General features: G+C 41.5%; 13 protein-coding genes. 3 read left to right on the top strand and 10 right to left on the bottom strand.

Translation table 11 applies throughout. The features are described 5' to 3' along the window. Positions 1-177: 177 nt before the first annotated feature. The 5 genes from ASJ81_RS21825 to ASJ81_RS21805 form a co-directional block, all read right to left on the bottom strand. Positions 178-1,317 carry a radical SAM protein gene (locus ASJ81_RS21825; protein ID WP_095646217.1) on the bottom strand — a complete coding sequence of 380 codons (1,140 nt, stop codon included), beginning with the start codon at positions 1,315-1,317 and terminating at the stop codon, positions 178-180. Between the two features lie 67 nt (positions 1,318-1,384). Then, positions 1,385-2,542 carry an NAD(P)/FAD-dependent oxidoreductase gene (locus ASJ81_RS21820; protein ID WP_095646216.1) on the bottom strand — a complete coding sequence of 386 codons (1,158 nt, stop codon included), beginning with the start codon at positions 2,540-2,542 and terminating at the stop codon, positions 1,385-1,387. Positions 2,543-2,557: 15 nt separating this feature from the next. After that, positions 2,558-3,499, bottom strand: a complete 942-nt coding sequence (locus tag ASJ81_RS21815; RefSeq protein WP_095646215.1) for a UbiA prenyltransferase family protein — start codon at positions 3,497-3,499, stop codon at positions 2,558-2,560. A 319-nt stretch (positions 3,500-3,818) separates the two neighbouring features. After that, the gene (tgtA, locus tag ASJ81_RS21810) at positions 3,819-5,291 is read right to left on the bottom strand and encodes a tRNA guanosine(15) transglycosylase TgtA (protein WP_095646214.1); all 1,473 of its coding nucleotides are present in this window, start codon (positions 5,289-5,291) and stop codon (positions 3,819-3,821) included. 268 nt (positions 5,292-5,559) lie between these two features. Further along, positions 5,560-6,147, bottom strand: a complete 588-nt coding sequence (locus ASJ81_RS21805) for a pyruvate kinase alpha/beta domain-containing protein (RefSeq protein ID WP_095646213.1) — start codon at positions 6,145-6,147, stop codon at positions 5,560-5,562. A gap of 463 nt (positions 6,148-6,610) precedes the next feature. Between ASJ81_RS21805 and ASJ81_RS21800 the strand changes: the two genes are divergently transcribed. Further along, a complete protein-coding gene (locus ASJ81_RS21800; RefSeq protein ID WP_095646212.1) occupies positions 6,611-7,357 on the top strand; it encodes a proteasome assembly chaperone family protein in 747 nt (248 codons plus the stop codon). Between the two features lie 4 nt (positions 7,358-7,361). After that, on the top strand, positions 7,362-7,751 hold the full coding sequence (locus ASJ81_RS21795) for a DUF473 domain-containing protein (protein ID WP_095646211.1): 390 nt from the start codon (positions 7,362-7,364) through the stop codon (positions 7,749-7,751). Positions 7,752-8,272: 521 nt separating this feature from the next. Here ASJ81_RS21795 and thsA read toward each other — a convergent pair. Then, positions 8,273-9,904: a thermosome subunit alpha gene (thsA, locus tag ASJ81_RS21790; protein ID WP_095646210.1), complete on the bottom strand. Its 1,632-nt coding sequence runs from the start codon at positions 9,902-9,904 to the stop codon at positions 8,273-8,275. Between the two features lie 845 nt (positions 9,905-10,749). Here thsA and ASJ81_RS21785 point away from each other — a divergent pair. Beyond that, on the top strand, positions 10,750-11,151 hold the full coding sequence (locus tag ASJ81_RS21785) for a DUF2795 domain-containing protein (protein ID WP_095646209.1): 402 nt from the start codon (positions 10,750-10,752) through the stop codon (positions 11,149-11,151). Positions 11,152-12,728: 1,577 nt separating this feature from the next. On the opposite strand, the gene ASJ81_RS21780 is transcribed toward ASJ81_RS21785, so the two are convergent. The 4 genes from ASJ81_RS21780 to ASJ81_RS21765 all read right to left on the bottom strand — a co-directional run bounded on the left by ASJ81_RS21780 (position 12,729) and on the right by ASJ81_RS21765 (position 17,510). Then, on the bottom strand, positions 12,729-15,776 hold the full coding sequence (locus tag ASJ81_RS21780) for an FAD-binding and (Fe-S)-binding domain-containing protein (protein ID WP_095646208.1): 3,048 nt from the start codon (positions 15,774-15,776) through the stop codon (positions 12,729-12,731). Positions 15,777-16,103: 327 nt separating this feature from the next. Next, a complete protein-coding gene (locus tag ASJ81_RS21775) occupies positions 16,104-16,721 on the bottom strand; it encodes a 4Fe-4S binding protein (protein WP_170943455.1) in 618 nt (205 codons plus the stop codon). A gap of 6 nt (positions 16,722-16,727) precedes the next feature. After that, positions 16,728-17,087, bottom strand: a complete 360-nt coding sequence (locus ASJ81_RS21770; RefSeq protein WP_095646207.1) for a helix-turn-helix domain-containing protein — start codon at positions 17,085-17,087, stop codon at positions 16,728-16,730. 162 nt (positions 17,088-17,249) lie between these two features. Continuing rightward, positions 17,250-17,510: a hypothetical protein gene (locus tag ASJ81_RS21765; protein ID WP_095646206.1), complete on the bottom strand. Its 261-nt coding sequence runs from the start codon at positions 17,508-17,510 to the stop codon at positions 17,250-17,252. Positions 17,511-17,911 lie beyond the last annotated feature (401 nt).

The raw sequence follows: 17,911 nt of genomic DNA, 5'->3' as shown, positions 1-17,911 counted from the left end.
CCTAGACTTTCTTCCAGACTTTCTCCCAGACTATCTCCCAGACTATCTCCCAGACTATCTTCCAGACAGCTCAAGCTATGTTAGCTATCACTTTTTTAGTTTAAGAAAGGAGTTTTAATCGCAGAACTATAACTTTCTTCACACTTTATTCCGAAACTTTCAATAATCGCCCTCAATTTATTCTGATATTTTCAGGTACTTCTCCCTGAATTCGGGGTTTCTCATAAGGCAGCATTTTGCATTATATGCAGGGTCTTCCCTGATCTTTTTCCAGACATCCTTTATTCTGTCTTTATGAACATTTCCGTAAGAAATCGGGATACAGGCACAGGGAAGAATATTCCCTTCCGGGGTAATATGGAGCCACTTACGGCCTGCCATGCAGCCTGTGGTCTTCATGACTTGTGGGATAGGAAATACTCTGGGACCTTCTTTCTCCCTGGCTCTCGATACGAAATTATCAAATTTTCTCAGGTCTTTCGGAGTCATGATTTCTGAGGCATGATCCATCCACCTGCCAGTAGGGACTATTTCATAGAAGGAAAGTTCATGGACTCCAAGTTCCGATGCAAGGGTGTACAATTCTTCAAGTTCGTTCACATTGTCCCTGGAAAGTACCACATATATATTCACAAGTAGTCCTGCCTTAATTCCGTTTTTGACAGCTTCAACTGCGCTTTTGAAAACTCCTCTCCTGCCCCTTACGTGATCGTGCTTATCTTCATACGCACTGTCAAAACTTACAGTAAGGGAATAAAGGCCCGCTTCTTTCAGGTTGCTGGCTCGTTCTTCAGTCAACCCTACCCCTGAGGTGAACATACCTGTAATTGCTTTTTCAGGGTTCACGTACCTTATCAATTCTTCCAGATCAGGGTAGGTCAGGGGCTCGCCTCCGTCAAAAATCACGAAAGTTGTGCCCATTTCGAGCACCTGGTCGATTGTAGATTTTACGATTTCGGGAGTAAGCTTTTTCCGGTTTTTCGTATCAGGCAGAGCGCAGTGAATACAGTTATTAGGGCATTCTTCAGTAACAGAAATAGTTACCTGGTCCGGAATCATTTTTCCCAGTATGGAAAATATCTGGCTTTTTACCAGGCGGTCAAAACCCTTGCCTGGCACCGGAGGCATCCAGGTTGAGCATATGAGCCGGTCGGCCTCGACTTTTGCAGGCTTTTCACCTTCAAAGATTGAGAGGTTTTTCTCAATAATTTTTCTAATAAGGATAGATGCAGCCCCGCTGGTTTTCATCCTCATGCGTCCGTCTTCGATCTCAGTATAAACTCTAAAAAGAGGGCTTTTATAGAAATCGTATTGCATATTGTTCCTGCACCTGGCATTTGATAATGTCCATATTTCGTTCTCTTTTGCTCTATTAAATTTCAGTTTATCTATTCCTGAGGAACGCCCTGCACTTTAAGATTGCAGAGGGTTTTTTCTTCAGCATGAACGCAAAAACCTGCATAGCCTGCTCAACTGAACTTCCATGAATAAATGAGAGGTCTTCCTTCTCAAAGACCTTAGCCATCTCATCAATTTCTCTATCCGTCATTTTTCTCAGAGTCTCAAGCCCTATTCGACCCAGGTAGTGTTCGGCCAGAAACTCTTTTCTCCAGTCCTTTTGGTATGCTAAGAGAGAGGATTTTGAGACATCTCCTTTACTTATGGCATTTGCAGCGACATCTCCGCATATCTGGCCTGCCCTCATTGCATAGCCTATTCCCGACTGACCTGCTGCCCCGCCAACAACCATTATCCCATCTGCTATGTACTCCTTTGGAAGGGTCACTATAGGGTCTCCTCCGGAAAGTTTTCTTACAACTTCAAGTTCTTCGAGGCCTTTAAGCTTTTTGAAATTTTCAACCCAGGCGTTAAGGTAAGGCGTTGCGTCGGGTCCACACCGGCGTACATAAGCTCCGATTGCGGCATTGTCGCCTCCTCTTGGAGAATATGTAGTTTTCCAGCCTGGAGCATGATTTCCTATATAATACTCAAACATCTTTGGTTTACCGAGTCCGGGACTTCTAATATCCAGTTCAATTCCCCAGGCAATATCTTCAGGATGCTTCATTGTCTTCAGGCCCACAAGGGAAGCTATTTTTGAATTTATACCGTCGGAAATAATAACCAGTTTTGAGGTAAATACTCCGGCAGATGTGTTAACAGTAAATTTATCTCCTTCCTTCTGGATATCCTGCACTTTCACTCCTGTTCGAAGATCTACGCCGGTTTTCATTACTTTCTCTGCATAAAACCTGTCGAAAGCCGTTTTATCAATAGCGTATCCGGGAGCTTCAACCTCAACTGTTCTTCCTGATGGGGAAATAATCTTCATGCCTTTAAGATAATGCACAACATAAGACGGATCTGCCTTTTCTCCGCATTTATCTAACATCCCTTTGAAAAAAGAATTTGCAGGATGGGGAGGAGATCCTATCTTTTCTTTTTTTTCTAGTATAAGGACCGCTGCTCCTTTCTCACAGGCGTTCCTTGCAGCCATCAGCCCTGCAGGAGATGCCCCTATTACAATAATATCCGCATCCATTTTTCTCTACCTGTTTTACCAGAGAATGGAGGTATAACTCCCTACATAAATGCATAGTATTACGTCAAAAATCATTGATCCGAACATAATCGCTCTGTAGTTTGAACCGTTAAGAAAGAGTTTGCCACCTCTATCAGGAGTAGGATGCTTGATGAAATCAAGGCACTGAGTAAGCATCCAGAGTCCTGAAGTAAGGGCTCCTGCAAAGTATACAGGTCCAAGATGGGCCGACCAACCTATGATTAGTGAAGCGATAACTCCGACAATCCACCAGAACGTAACGAATCTGGCAGTAAAGGGGATTCCAAAAGTTACTGGCATCGTTGGAGCGCCTTTCAGTCTGTCCCCTTCCACATCTCTGGAAACTCCTCCAAGGGTAAAAGCCCAGTCCGTAACGCATATCATTAGCCCGAAGCAAATAGCCGGCAAAGGGAGAATTACTCCGTCACTGCCTTTCAGTAGACCTGCAGGGTCAAAGGCAAGCCAGACACCCACAGGTACAAGTCCATAGGAAACACCTACTGGCAAAAAACTGAGGAAAGTATTCCTTTTTGCAAAGATTGAATATATTGTGATAACTGCAGCTGCAATAATGAGGGTTGCGAGAGACTCAGGGTTCAGGTAAGTCGCTGCTGCCCCCGCAACTACTAATAAAAATACAGTATAAATAAGCGCAGAATTCTTTGACACTTTAGAGGAGGGCAAGGGACGGCCAGGCAGGTTGATCGTATCGATATCAATATCACAGCAGTCATTGAAAACGTATGAACTCGTAATGGCTGCAAAGCCACCTATTACCGCGATCAGGAAGGGAAGGAGCTCAGGAAGTCCTCCGGTAGCCAGGTATGAAGCAAGGATTGCACTTGAGGCAGGTAGGGTAAGGTCCATGTAGTAGAGTTCGGGTCTCAACAGCCGCAGATAAGGACTCAGTTCACCGATTCTTGCTGTAAGGGACAATAATTTCACCTATATTTCTAGTTTGTACGAAAGCTCTGTATGATCTGAAAGTTTCTGTATGATCTGAAAGTTTCTGTATAAGCTGAAAGTCTCTGTATGGGCTTGAAAGTCCTATATTCACTTTATAACTCAGCTCTTTCCCTGTTTAGAGGGTTCTTTGCAGGTAATTTATAAATGTTTGCACTTCAAAAAAGTTTCCTTTTTATCTCTTTTAAGGCAAGTTTTGATTCTTTAAGTATGAAAAACTTACAAAATCTAAAGTGCTGTATAATCTGAAGTGCTATATAATCTGAAGTGCTATTAATTATCTCCCTGAAATTTATTCTTTTTTCCAGTCTTCCCTGTATACCAGTTTTGCTCTTTTGCTTATTTCTTCAATTAAAGGATGTCTGAACTCCTTTTCGCAGATAAAAGTAAATTCGGCTTCTGGGTTTAAGTCGATCAGTTTAAGAGTGTTTGAAAGAGCTGTATTGAGTGATTCGTAATCCGGAAGTTTCGGGACTTCAGCATTGAAAGGATACACTTCTTCCATTTCAATTGGAAATGCTCCAAAAGGCGCTTTGAAAGTAAGGATCTGGTCGTAATCTTTCTCTCCTTTTATCGGACTTGCTCTAATAATTACCGAACCTTGAAGGCTAAATCTATTAAGTCGTTTCCCAAAACGCAGGACCTCAGGGCGGAAAGAGGACTCGGGCCCGCAGTAGAAGAAAGTACCTTTTGTAGCCGGATCAAGCTGCTCAAGCCAGGAAGAATAAGTATAAAGCTTTTTTAACCCGTCCAAAAGTTTAGGGTGAGAACGGCAGCGCTGCTCTACAAGTTCAAGCAGTTTTCCGTCCTTTATGCATTGTTTGATAAGCCGGATTTCGGCAAAAGTTGCATAAAGGTTATGCCTTCCAAGAAGTTCTTCTCGGTTATTGGCTTTTTTTAGTTCATCTGCAGTGTATTTTGAACAGACAGGACAGGAACAGGGAAGATAATTTAGTTTCTCCACATGGTAAGTCCCGTTTACAGTAATATAACGCCCGTCCTTTGCGTAAAGGGCGTAAGCTGCCGAATCAAAAAGATCACAGCCCATGGCTACCGCAAGGGCAAACATCATTGGGTGGCCTGCCCCAAAAAGATGGACAGGGGCAGCCGGAGAGAGACCTTTTTTAGACGCAGCAATCACGTCAACAAGTTCGGCATAACGGTAGGCCTCCATGAGGGGCACAACTGCTCCGAGGGGATAAACTTCAAAATTAAAGTCTTTCAAGTGGGAAGCAGCTTTTTCCCTCAGCTCAGGATACGTCGAACCCTGAACTGGTCCTGCAAGAAGCTGCTCACTCTGGATAAACTTGCGTGCCGCTTCCAGGCGTTCGGCTGTAATTGCAAGTTCCTCTTCAGCCCGTAGGTAGTGAACATCAGGGGGTGTGGGGATGTCCAGCGGTACAATAATGTCGCTTCCTATCTTTTGCTGGAACCCGAGAATTTCCTCATTCGTAACTTCGACGGAGCCATATACGGAAAGCTGGAAAGAACCTGAATCCGTCATAATTGGTCCGTCAAAACCCAGGAGCTCATGTAGCCCTTTTTCCAGGGCGATACTTCTCAATTCTTCCTTGCGGTAAATAATGTAGGAATTAGTAATCAAGATCTCTGCCCCGAAGTTCCGCATTTCTTTCGGGGGGATAAGCTGGATATTTGGATTAATCACAGGCATAACGGTAGGTGTTTCAACAGTCCCATGGGGAGTCCTGAGCCTTCCTATCCTGCCACCTGCGTCCTTGTCGAGAATTTCAAATATTGCTGACATGCCGGCGTTATAGATGTCTCTCAGATATATCTATCTTTGGGGAATAGTGAGAAGCCAGGGCAATTCCAGTAAATCACCTGAGCTTCCTCATCAATCTTAAATGAAAAGTTGAATCACCAATGTAAGGATTTACGTCCCCCATTTATGTTTTCCATTTATGTTTTCCATTTATGTTTTCCATTTATGTTTCTCATTTATGTTTCCCATTTATGTTTCTCATTTATGTTTCTCTTTATATTTCACCTGATTTTTTCTACTTTTTCTTGTCTTAATCTTCTTTAGCTCGTGGCATGGCAATAATCTCCCGAACCTGAAGGGAGAAAAAATCTCCGCTGTGGGCTGGCCTGAGCACCAGAGCTACGTCTGCACCATGCTTTGTGCCTCCAATTGCTATGATTTCCGTGTTATCGGAAACTGGAATATGGCCTGAATCGGCTGCCATAACTGCAACTTCAATGGCTACTTTGAAGCCTTTTCCGAAGAGAGACCTAAGAGTATCGGAAATAACTTCCAGTCTAGAATAACCTCCAAACTTCTTTGTAATCGAGCGCTCAATTCCGGAAAACATATGTGACTGAGTTGTTATCACGGCTCCGAGTTCTTCAAGCTTCTTTTTATATTCCTCTTCTACTTCCCATTCGCCTTTCTTATTCTGTCCGTACTGGTGGCTTATTCCAATAACCTTTATACCACTGCCTTTTACAGCCTCTGCCATTTTTAGTGCGGTTTTTCCGCTGGTGCTTGCTACCACAATATGGGATATCTGAAGTTCTGCCGCCCTTTTTGCTGTCGCCTCAATAACAGCATCAGTATTTGATTCTCCTACGTTGTCAAAATAGAGAATAGGTTTTTCCATGAGTTTTTCCTCCTGTGTTCTTGTGTTTCTTTTGATTAGCTCACTGTGTTTGGATGTCTCTTTTTATGAACTATTTTACCGTACTCGAATACTTCTTTTTATTTGTCCTGTTCGATTGTTTCTTTTCATAGACTCTTCTACTCTCTACCTATCTGTTACATTTTTTTCCTTTTATATCTTTTATAGAATCATATTTCTATCAAACTCTCCAGCTGAGAGAAGAAATCCAATCTTTTTATAATTTTTTACTAAAGCTACGTTTCCCTATCAGGAGAAAAAATATATATTAAAAAGATTCTCTTTTTATCAAAAATAGGGTTATGGTGGCCGAAGCTCTGGATCAATTGTATTTTCATGTTATGTGTGTTCAGGAAGTAGCGTAGATCCGGGCTGCTGAGAAGCTTGTTTATCTAGGATTAGTTCCGATATAATGATAGGGGTTGTATTTCGCTGAGGTGGTTACTTGTCTAATACAGATTATGACAATAATGACGTGAAGATTATTACTAAACCTGTGCAATCAAAAAATCCTATTTTGATTGAAGGTTTTCCCGGAATCGGGCTTGTGGGGAATATTGCAAGTCAGCATATGATAGAAGAATTGAAAATGGAATACATTGGCTCTATTGAATCCAGGTATTTCCCCTCGATTGCAGTGCTTTACGAGGGACTTATAAATATGCCTGTGAGGATTTATGAAAATGTGGAACATAATTTGGTTGTTGTAATTTCCGATATTCCTATCAGTCACACTGTTTCCTACGATGTTAGCAATGCTCTCGTAGACTGGGCTGAGTCTATTAACGTAAAAGAAATTGCTTCCATTGCAGGAATTGCCATTATGGACGGGGGGCATAAAGTCTTCGGGGCAGCCACCACTCAGGAAATGCTGAACAGAATCAAGGAAAAGGTAGAGGTTTTCCAGATGGGAACTATCTCTGGTATTTCTGGAAGTGTTATGGCTGAATGTTTGCTGCGTGGAATTCCTGCATTTAGCCTGCTTGGTGCTACCAGAACCCAGAATCCTGACCCAAGAGCTGCTTCTGCTGTCATTGATGTTTTAAACGAGCTCTATGAACTTTCAATAAGTACAGTTCGGCTTATAGAGCAGGCTGAACGTATAGAGGTCGAACTCCAGAGGCTTGCTGAAGATGTTCAGACTACGGAGCAGAGAGGAGAAGTAAAGAAGGAGTTCCCAATGTACGGGTGATCCCATGGAGTACATCGCGTTAACAGGAATTGCTGATTCTCTTATCGAGGTCCTGAAGAAACACCATCTCAGGACTCTTGAGATTCGGAGTCCTCACAATTTCGTAGGAGTACTCGGGCTCAATGTAGGAGATAATGTTCTCCTGACATCTACTAGCCTTCAGGATCTCATGGATGGGACTCAGGGTCTCATAGCAAAAGTTGTACAGAAGCAGATTTCGGTTCATTCCATCGTCAGTTCGAACGATTTCTACGTTGAAGAACGAGAAGCTGTGTCAGCTCGCATTCAGCTTCAGTGCAGATGTATGGCAAGGGTAAGGAATGTTATTTCAAGCGAGCTTGGGAAACCAATCCGGGTAGATGCCAGGGAAATTTCCTGCTATGAAGCCAGATAACAATTTTTACTGAACCATTGATTTTAGCAGTTCAGTAACATTCGGTATAAATAGCTAAAAAACGCTATTTTTAAATTTTTTAGATTTTTTTGGTTTTAGAAATCTGACTCTGATTTATTTCCTAAGAGATCTAAATTATTTCCTAAGAGATCTAAATCCCACATTCTGCAGTATTTTTTCGAAAATCAACAATTTTCCTGGTGTTTTTGCAACAGATCTGATTAATTTAGACTATTTGCAGAAAGCTATGAAAATTGATTGATATCATTTTCTGGTCTATAAATACACTACATGGGTGCTTTTGCCTACTGCGTAAAAAGTCCAATAAATCCACGTTTAGTTAAAAACCGATAGCGAGAAAAATATGAATTTACGAAAATTTACTGCAAAAAGTGGGTAAATATAACTCATTACAACTTGTAAATATTTTTTGTAAATATCCTGAAATTAAAAAAAGATCCGGGAAGTTGGAAACTTCCGGCAATCCCGGATTTATACAAAAATATTACGTTATATCTTTATTACATCATATCTTCAGGCATTTCGCCGCCTGGACCTGCTCCCGGACCTGCTCTGCCTGCACCTGATGAGGCAATTACATCATCGATCCTGAGAATCATGATTGCGGCTTCGGTGGCTGCATTGATTGCCTGGGTCTTGATCCTGAGAGGTTCGACAACGTTATTTTCGAACATGTCCTCGATCTTGCCGGTATAAACATTGAGTCCTGCACGCTTGTTGCCTTTCTCGTGCTGGGAGCGCATTTCCACAAGCATGTCGATCGGGTCAAGCCCTGCATTTTCTGCAAGGGTGCTGGGAATAATCTCAAGGGACTCGGCGAATTTCGTTACAGCAAGCTGCTCCCTGCCTTTAAGGGTTGCTGCGTATTCCTTGAGCCTGAGGGACAGCTCAATTTCGGGTGAACCTCCGCCTACGACAATTTTCTGGTCTTCGAGAGCAACGCCCACCACTCTGAGAGCGTCTTCGAGGGCTCTCTCAATTCCTTCTACCACATGCTCGGTTCCGCCGCGAAGGAGAATTGAGGTTGTCTTGCTGTCCTTACAGCCTGTAACGAAGGTCATTCTGGAACCGGTAACGTCCTTTTCTTCCACGAGACCGGCATAGCCAAGGTCGGATTCCTCAATCTCGTCGAGGCTGGTGATGATTTTTGCACCGGTTGCACGGGAAAGTTTATCCATATCACTCTTCTTTACCCTGCGCATGCCAAAGATTCCTGCTTTTGTCAGGTAATACTGGGCAAGGTCATCAATTCCCTTCTGGCAGAAGACAACGTTTGCGCCTGTACTGATTACCTTGTCCACAATTTCCCTGAGCATTGCTTCTTCCTGGTCTAAAAAGAGCTGCATCTGGTCAGGAGTGGTGATCTTTATTTCGGCTTTGGTCTCAGTCTTCTTGAGTTCTATGGGCACGCTTAAGAGCAGGACTTTTGCATTCTCTACTACTTCAGGCATGGCTGGATGGACACGTTCTTTGTCAACAAGTACACCCTCAACGATCTCGGAATCCTTGATACTTCCGCCGGCCCTCTTCTCTACCTTGATGTCCTCGATGTCCACAGTGATTTTTCCATCTTCGCTTTTCTCAGCAACCGACTTAACGGCCTCGACTGCAAGCCTGGAAAGATGCTCCTTGTTAGCCTCTGCGCCTTTCCCTGTTATGGCTGTGGATGCGAGTTTTTCGAGAGTTTCGGTATCTTCGGGAGATGCACTGATAGTGATTGTATCTAGAATCTTTGTAGCCTGATCTGCTGCAAGCCTGTAGCCGCTTGCAATTACTGTTGGGTGGACTCCGCTTTCAAGCAGGTCCTCTGCCTTTGTCAGGAATTCCCCTGCAAGTACGGCTGCGGTGGTGGTTCCGTCTCCAACTTCGGCATCCTGGGTCTTGGCTACTTCTACGATCATCTTTGCACCTGGGTGCTCGATGTCCATTTCTTTGAGGATTGTTGCTCCGTCGTTGGTGATAACAACATCACCCATGGAGTCTACAAGCATCTTGTCCATACCCTTGGGCCCAAGAGTAGTCCTTACCGCTTCAGCAACCGCCTTTGCGGCCATAATATTGTTATGCTGAGCATCGGAACCATGGGTCCTCTTGCTGCCTTCTCTTAAAATAAAGATCGGTTGTGCTGCCAAGCTTTAATCTCCTTTTGATGATATGAATTTTTATGAACTTTTATTAATTGTATTCCTGAGCACGTTACCTTTGTGCGTATTTTCCTATTCTTAATGCAAGCACTTCTATATAAGAATTTCTCTGGAACACAGGGTCTAAATTTAAAAAAAAGAGGCTTCTGGATCTTTTAATGGCTTTTTTGGGTTATTCTTCTCGGTGTATAAAGAGCCTATCCGAAAATCAATAATCGAATATTGTAATATTTACAAGAAAGTTAGTTTACAAGAAAGTTAGTTTACAAGAAAGTTAGTTTACAAGAAAGTTAGTTTCAAAAATTCCAATGACTTGTATTTTAGATCAAAAGCAGATTTTATTCATGAGCTAATCCCAAAATTCAAAATTGCCTCTCTGAATATCAAATTTGGAATAATCAGTTGAGCTTAGGATCACGAAAACAATTCTAAAAAATCTACCGATTTGAGAATAAAATTGGTTTTGGGATAGCCTCCATATCTACTAATCTTGTTTTCTCTATTCTCAGATATTTGTCCAGATAGATGTTGTTTTTATATGCATCTCTGAAAAGTAGAAGATTTGTTGGAAAAAATACTATTTAGTGAGTAAATATATGCTAATATTTGACTGAATAACATCGGCATTTAATTTATATCGGTTTCTTATTTATATTTCTATAGATATTATATTAGATAAATACAATTTTCTTGTTGATACAATTTGAAATCACTTTCATTGACACACAAAGTGACTAAGAATCAAACAGATGTAAATTGTATCAAATTGATCCAAATGTTGAAAGTGAATAAATTCCACAGAAAACAAAACCAAAATAAGGGGGAGAAATCAAATGCAGGAAAGTGCTACTGAAGTACATAATGCGATTCAGAAAACTTTACAAGCTTTTCAAGAGATGAAATATCCTGTAACGAAGATGCAACTTATTGAGAAAGCTAAAAGTCTTAACGCCCGTAGCGAAGTAATACAAGCTATTGAAAACATTCCAGACAAGGAATACCACAGCTCTTCGGATGTCCTCCAGGAATTCAAAGGTATTCAGAATGTTATGCAAGCTTTCAGAGATGTGAAGTTCCCTGCAACAAAGAATCAACTTATAGAGGAAGCTAAAAAACTTAATGCTCGTAGTGAAGTGATAAACACTCTTGAGGCTTGTTCAGACCGGCAATACACAAATTTTTCCGATGTCATTAAGGAATGTAAAGGTAAAATTGGATTGGCAAAGCCGCGGTAAATACAATACCTTAATTTATGGATGAGCTCATCAAGGTAGTTCAAGCCAGATTGAGAAGTCTATGAGTTCATCCAAAACTAATTTTATTTCCAACTGGCTGGTCTGGGAATAAGAAGTGCTTGTGAAAATATTCTGGCTTACATAAAAAAACAATCTGTCGGTAGCTTCCACAAAGTAAAATCTTAAAAAATTGATTGAAGGGATTCTGAAGTTCTTCCTTCGTGTTTTTCTTCACAGATTTTGTGCAGACCCTTCAATGCGTTTTTATATACTCAATTATCCATGGAGTCAGCAGAGGGATAAGTTCTGGAAGCATATTAGGCTCAGTTTTTCGGCTCTTCGTTGCTTTGTGCCTAGATTCGGCAGGTCGACATTTCATTTTTGATCATTTTTGTTGATGGCGATTTTAAAATAATGATCCCTTATTATGTACAGTTGTGAGGTTTACATATGATCCAAACATAATCTCTCATGTTGTGAGGTTTACATATGATCCAAACATAATCTCTCATACTAAACTTTAATGGAAAAATGATTCAGTATTTGTGTTTATATGTGGCGTGGGAGTTGAGCCACACGTCAACAAGCTTTAAATCTAATGTATATCTATCAAATGTTCAAAAACGATATCAAGAAAAATATTTAAATTTCTTATGTCGACCAGCTGAATCTAGGTTGTGGATATTCTCATAATATTCTCATAAAAACCAATGCGGTCTTGAATTGAGAATTGTCTTATCCATAAAGAATGACGAAAAGCCAGTTTTTCCATAGTCTTTGGCATAAAATACGAATTTCTATGAAGTTTTATTAATTGTATTCCTGAGCACGTTGGCTTTGTGCGTATTTCCCTATTCTTAATGCAGCTTCATGCGTCTTCGGTTAAGTGAGGAATCGTGATAAATTGCGTCAATTTCAACAACATTTGCCAAAAATTTTAATGCGTTATGAGCCGGAACAGGGCATCGATTTTATGTAAATAGACCAAAATTTAAGGACGGCTTCTAATGCAAAATCGATAGCTTTCAGGCAAGAAAATTCCTTAACCAACAACTAATAACTTTTATTTACACTGTAAAACCACGATTAGAAATTGGTTGTTATAGTTTAGGGTACGGGTTTCAAATTTGTTGGGAGTTAAATCTTATCATTCCGAGAATAGTAGTTGAGCTTAAATAGCAAGGTACCAGTTTAGGTAGTGGGTTTTAGATTTTACTCATACATGTGCCCGTATAGGAGTAAATGTAGGAATTGTGGGTGCTTCACTAGATATTTGTGCTGACTGGACCCAAAGAGAAATAACACTGAAAGAAGAAGTTGACTATATCAGACAAAGCAAAACATTTGATGTAGTGTGCTCTTTAAATGGTAAAACTTAGGTTCCGAGCTATCCCAAAACCGATTTTATCCTCAAATTAGTAAAGTTTCAAAACTATTTTCATGATCAGAAAATAGATTGATTATTCGAAATACAGGCTTCAGAGGAGCAATTATATTTTTGGGAGCAGCTCAAAAATTAAGTCGAAGGAACCATCACTTTCCCTTCGACTTTTTCTGCACAATTTGTGCAAAAATGCTTAATGCGTTTTTATGTATTCAATCATGCGTGGAGTCAGCAAGGGAATTATCTCGGGAAGCATATTGGGCATCAAGTTATCCATAGCCTTCGGCATCAGGTCAGGAAGCTGTTCCCTCATGTAATCAGGCATGGGAACTCTCTTTTCTACAGCTTTGAGCATGTCAGGCATAACTTTCGGCATAACCAGCGGCATGAGCCTGGGCATCATAACCGGCATCATGGGTTTCATCATGGCATCCATTCCTGGAACATATTTGACTATTTTCATCATTGCCTGAAGCGGGGCTGGCATCGCGGCCATCATCTGAGGCATGAGTTCAACCATCAGATCAGTCATATTCTCAGGCTGCATAAGGGAGATCATTTTTTCAAATGGAACCCACGATTCTAGAGTATAGGAGGTTGAGTCAGGGATGTTATATCCAAGACTTCTGCCCACAAGAGCTCCCAGGTCCTGAGCCTGGATATTAAGGTTGTTTTCCTGTGCTGCCACGCGGAACTGGAATATACAGCACGGACAAAGTGCTGCAATAATGTCGGCTTTAACATCAAGGGTTTCCTGAAGTCTAATATCTCCCAGTTTGTATGCAACCGGCGGCTCGGCTATAAGGCTCACAACCGAACCGCAGCAGTGAGCTCTTTCCCGGTTGTATTCAAGTTCTCTGAACTTTATTCCTGGTATAGCTTTAAGCAGTTCTCTGGGAGGCTCATATATTTCGCCTCCTGCCCTGCCAAGGTGGCAGGAATCGTGCCAGGCTACCACTTTATCGAGAGGCTGTTTGAACTTTGGCTTGAGGACATCGAGATGGTCAACGAGCACTTCAGAGTAATGCTTTGCCTCAAGCTCATACTCAATTCCCAGCTTTTTCGCCCACTGGGGATAGACCGTATGCCACATCAGCCAGCAGGCAGGGCAGGAAGTGATTATGGTTTTTACACCTTTCTTTTTCATATTTGAGACATTCATTCTCATTATTTTTTCAAAAACATCCCATCTTCCGGCAACAAGCATAGGAATTCCACAGCAGGCTTCCTTGTCTAAAAGACTTGTAAACTCTACTCCTGCATCATCAAGCATGCGGACAGCACCTATAGCTACGTCATTTTCAACAAAGGAGGCTGTACAGCCCGCAAAATAGGCGTATTCAGCTTTATCCTTAATTTTTGCCCTGATATCCTCCGGAATCCATTTATCGCGGTCTTTCCTGTAGTTTGCCCAGATATTCCTCTCTTTAATGAGGCTCGCAGCCATAATCTCAAAAGGAGGGAAGGTCATCTTTTTCTTTTCTTCAACCAGTTTTCCGCGCATGGTCATCCAGGCATGTTCAATTGGCATATCAAGCTCACAGCGAGAGTCACACATCTGGCAGGTAGTACAGCCTAGGAAAGTATTTGTCTGTCTCTGGTCCAGCTTTTCCCGACCTGCCAGGTATTCTTTAATGAAAAACCATTTTCCACGAGGTGACTGTGACTCCCAACCCCTGCCATAGTACTGGTCGCACTCGCTCACACAGTACCCACACTGGGAGCAGGAATAGGCAAGTTCTGCGACTTCTGCTGGGATTTCCTTTTCGTCTTTGAAGGAGACCTTGCCAATTCCTGACATGTTTCCGGCTATCCTGCCAAGAGGTTCAAAGGAAGAACCCATTGATACGGCAGTGTTCAGGAGTCCTTTTCCCTCCAGGGTTTCAGGGTTCATAATTCCGTTAGGATCAATCTCCTTTCTCAGGGACTCGATTTCAGCAAGCCTTTCCCCAAAAACACTTTTTTTCTTTGAAGCGAAGAAAAGCCCTGAGGAATAAGCCCTTCCGCCGTTTTCTTCTGCAATTTTCAAAATACTCAGGGAAAGAGCAAAGGCTGTATTAAAGAGCAAGGAGCGCTCCGAGTGGCGCATAAAACAGAGGAGAACCACATACCCGTCATTTATAACCATGCCTTCGGTAAGCACAGGCAATTTTATTTTCTTCCCGATTTCTTCAAAAGTTTTGTCCATTTTCTCAAGTGGTACCAGGATTTCCGCAGGGATAAACGAAGGACCTAGCCTCTTTACTTTCATGGACTTAAACCATTCATCTGTCTCGTATTTTGCAATTTCTTCCGGGAGAATTTTTCCACCTGCATTTTCGATTGCTTCTTTCAGGCCTGAGACGTCCCTGGAAGCAGGGTACATAAAAGTTGAGACGTAAGAGACTGGTAGTACGGGCCTGTTTTTATCCACAACTTCCCCGTAGTGGAGTTTTCTAGGCGCTTTATTCTTCATATCCGCCCATTCGGGGTTCAGGAAAGAAATCGACCAGAGAGGAATATTCTTTCTTCTTATATTTTCTACCGTTTTTTTCAGGGATGAAGCGCTCGGAAAACTGGCAGAAACAGCTTTTCTTTCTTCGAACTTCTGGACTTTCAGGGTTATCTCGGTAACGATGCCTATTGTTCCCATTGTTCCGATTAACTTTTTCAGTTCAGTGCCTGAAAACTCCCGGATCTCCCCTGTGGGAAGCACAACTCTGGCCTTTTCCATGCTCTCGTAGCCCCAGCCAAACTCATAACTTCCGTAACCAGCTCCGCTCTGGGCCAGCCAGCCCCCAACTGTCGAAGAAGGAGCACTTGAAGGAATTGCTCTTACCGAAAGCCCGTTTTCCTTTAGTTTCCTCTCTAACCTTTCCCAGATCATACCGCTCTGAACAACCACTGTCTGCCCTTCGGGATTGATACTTATGATCTTATTCAGCGGTGTAACATCGGCAACTATTCCTCCCTTTGTCGGGATTACTCCTCCGTACCCCGAAGAGGCTCCTGCACGGGGTACAACCGGAATCTTGTGATTGTTTGCAAACTTAAGGAGCTTTACTGCGTCTTCCTCGGTCCGAATTTTTACGACAGCTGCAGGGTCGGTATTTCCAATTACTTTTTTTACAAGTGGAGGTAAAGCTCCCATATCGTGGTTGTAGTAGTGACGTTCCCGTTTGTCAAGATTGATATATTCCCCAAAGAGTTCGGAGATTTCTTTTTTCTGGATTTCCGAAAGTTCCGGTACACGGCTTATCATGTTTTTTCTCCTTTTTCTCTCCTGATTTAACTAATTTGTAGATACTTTCCAGTATGCACATCTTGTCATACAAAGTCAAATTTTGGAAGTGCTTTCCGGCTCCCCTGTATTTTACTATATAAGTGATGAATAATAATACTTCTTATGTTGGGCCAAATCCATTCCGTTTTTTATCATACAGATAAGTAATAACGATAAGTGATAGAAATTACTAGACAGTACAAGTTACTAGACAATACAAGTTAATAGACAACATAAGTTAATAGACAACATAAGTTAATAGACAACATAAGTTAATAGACAACGTAAGTTAACGATAATAAAAATTCAAAATTTTAGGGCATCTTTAGGACAGACATCCACACAGCGCCCACATTTGATACAATCAGGTTTTGCATCGTCCTGACGGATTTTGAGCTGCATCGGACAGATTTTTTCACATTTCTTGCAATTAATACATTTTTCCTTATTTAGTTTAAGAGGATACTTTTTACCACCAAGCAGGCGTTGAGCTGTTCCCATAGGACAGAAGGAACACCAGGTTCTCGGGCTCAGATAACTGCCCAGAAGGGTTGCGATTGCAGTTGTAACCAGGCACATGGTTACAAAAATCATGCCGATTTTCTCAAAGGTGTTGAGGCCTCCGATGGTGCTTACTATCCTGTATCCCATAAATCCCATTAACATGAAAAATATCGGTATACGAATCCACAGGGAGCGCAGAGTGGCAGGTATCTCGCTTTTCCTTGATATTTTGCTGACCCAGAAATCAACAAAGCTTCCCCTGGGACAGAGATTTCCACAGAACCACCGACCTTTGAAAGGACTGGTTAAGAATATTGCTGCAAAAACCAGCAGCATGAAGTACCCAAGTACAGGGTACCAGAGCCCTCCTATGGAAACGATAAGAACTATAACTCCCAGGTAAGGTGTTATTTTGAGCAAAGTGGATCAACCTCCATTTTCCCATTTGTCAAGTTCCTGTCCAAGCCGGTCAGCCCAGGAGTTCACCACACTCATTATGATATTTTTTATTTTAGCCCTTGAGTTGACCTTATACTTGAAAACATAGCCGCCTCCGTCCAGGTTCTGCTGCGACCTTTGCAGAATTTCTTTTTCATGCAGTTTTTTGACGGAACGCTGGATTGTTGAAATATCCAGCTTCAAGATTTTTGAAAGATAATCAGTGTCAACCCATTGTTCTTTTTCATTCAAAAAGTACTTCATAACCTTAAGGTCAGCCTTTGTAAGATTAAGGGCACACTTGATCACATCTTCAATTTTAAACTCTTTACAGGCAAAGTCTATCATTCCAATCCCTCTAAAGCATTACAGTACTGTAATATTATTGCCGCAGTATATATACAATGCCAAGTACTGTACTCACCTGTTAAAAATAGGAAGTACTGCTCTTTTAATGGTGTTTTTAACTTTACAGCCTGGCAGAAAAACTAAAAGCATTCTGCAAAGAGACTAAAAAGTGTCCCTGCCTTGTTTTGTTGAGTGGTTTTCTCCACCCCAACTGAACCGTTTTTTACTCCCCCTATAATCAGAATAAGATTTTGTTACTGGATCGTAGATCTGAACTGCCGGATCGGTTGAAGTGCTTTGGTCATCTGCAGAATACTGAATCTGACCGCCGGCTCCAAACCCTGAACCCTCTTTGCCGCTCCCTCCCTCACTAGCGTTTATGACCTCTAGAGGGAACGCCTCACCCTCTATTGTGATAGTCATATTACCCCGCTTATACCGTTGTCAGGAATTTATATATAAAACATATCTATAAAAATATATGCATAAATATGTAATAATGATAGAAACCTCAACGGGATGAATGGAAAAACTTAGAATAAAGAGAAAAAAAGAGGTTATTAATTGATTATTTTGATTAATATTATTATTAACTAAAAGATGACACAATTCCATAATCTAGTGATTTCTCTTATTGTTCTTTCCTCAAACCTACAATTTTCTCTGCTAACTACCTCAAAAAGCTGCAATAATCTTGAAAAACAAATTCTTTGGCATTTTTGCCAAAGAATTTGTTTATTCATTAGATATTTTTTTTGAATATTTTATCTAAAATCAATACGCTCCGCTACTTTCTAAAGTGAAACTTTTATCAAAATAGCTTA

The sequence above is a fragment of the Methanosarcina spelaei genome, from assembly GCF_002287235.1.
GTDB classification, from domain to species: domain Archaea; phylum Halobacteriota; class Methanosarcinia; order Methanosarcinales; family Methanosarcinaceae; genus Methanosarcina; species Methanosarcina spelaei.
Note: the sequence above shows the minus strand (reverse complement) of the source record. Positions and strands in the feature narration are given on the sequence as shown.

Excerpts from the sequence above, each read along its gene's own strand:
- ASJ81_RS21825 (WP_095646217.1), bottom strand. The coding sequence starts at position 1,317 with ATGCAATACGATTTCTATAAAAGCCCTCTTTTTAGAGTTTATACTGAG.
- ASJ81_RS21820 (WP_095646216.1), bottom strand. The coding sequence starts at position 2,542 with ATGGATGCGGATATTATTGTAATAGGGGCATCTCCTGCAGGGCTGATG.
- tgtA (WP_095646214.1), bottom strand. The coding sequence starts at position 5,291 with ATGTCAGCAATATTTGAAATTCTCGACAAGGACGCAGGTGGCAGGATA.
- ASJ81_RS21805 (WP_095646213.1), bottom strand. The coding sequence starts at position 6,147 with ATGGAAAAACCTATTCTCTATTTTGACAACGTAGGAGAATCAAATACT.
- ASJ81_RS21795 (WP_095646211.1), top strand. The coding sequence starts at position 7,362 with ATGGAGTACATCGCGTTAACAGGAATTGCTGATTCTCTTATCGAGGTC.
- ASJ81_RS21785 (WP_095646209.1), top strand. The coding sequence starts at position 10,750 with ATGCAGGAAAGTGCTACTGAAGTACATAATGCGATTCAGAAAACTTTA.
- ASJ81_RS21780 (WP_095646208.1), bottom strand. The coding sequence starts at position 15,776 with ATGATAAGCCGTGTACCGGAACTTTCGGAAATCCAGAAAAAAGAAATC.
- ASJ81_RS21770 (WP_095646207.1), bottom strand. The coding sequence starts at position 17,087 with ATGATAGACTTTGCCTGTAAAGAGTTTAAAATTGAAGATGTGATCAAG.
- ASJ81_RS21765 (WP_095646206.1), bottom strand. The coding sequence starts at position 17,510 with ATGACTATCACAATAGAGGGTGAGGCGTTCCCTCTAGAGGTCATAAAC.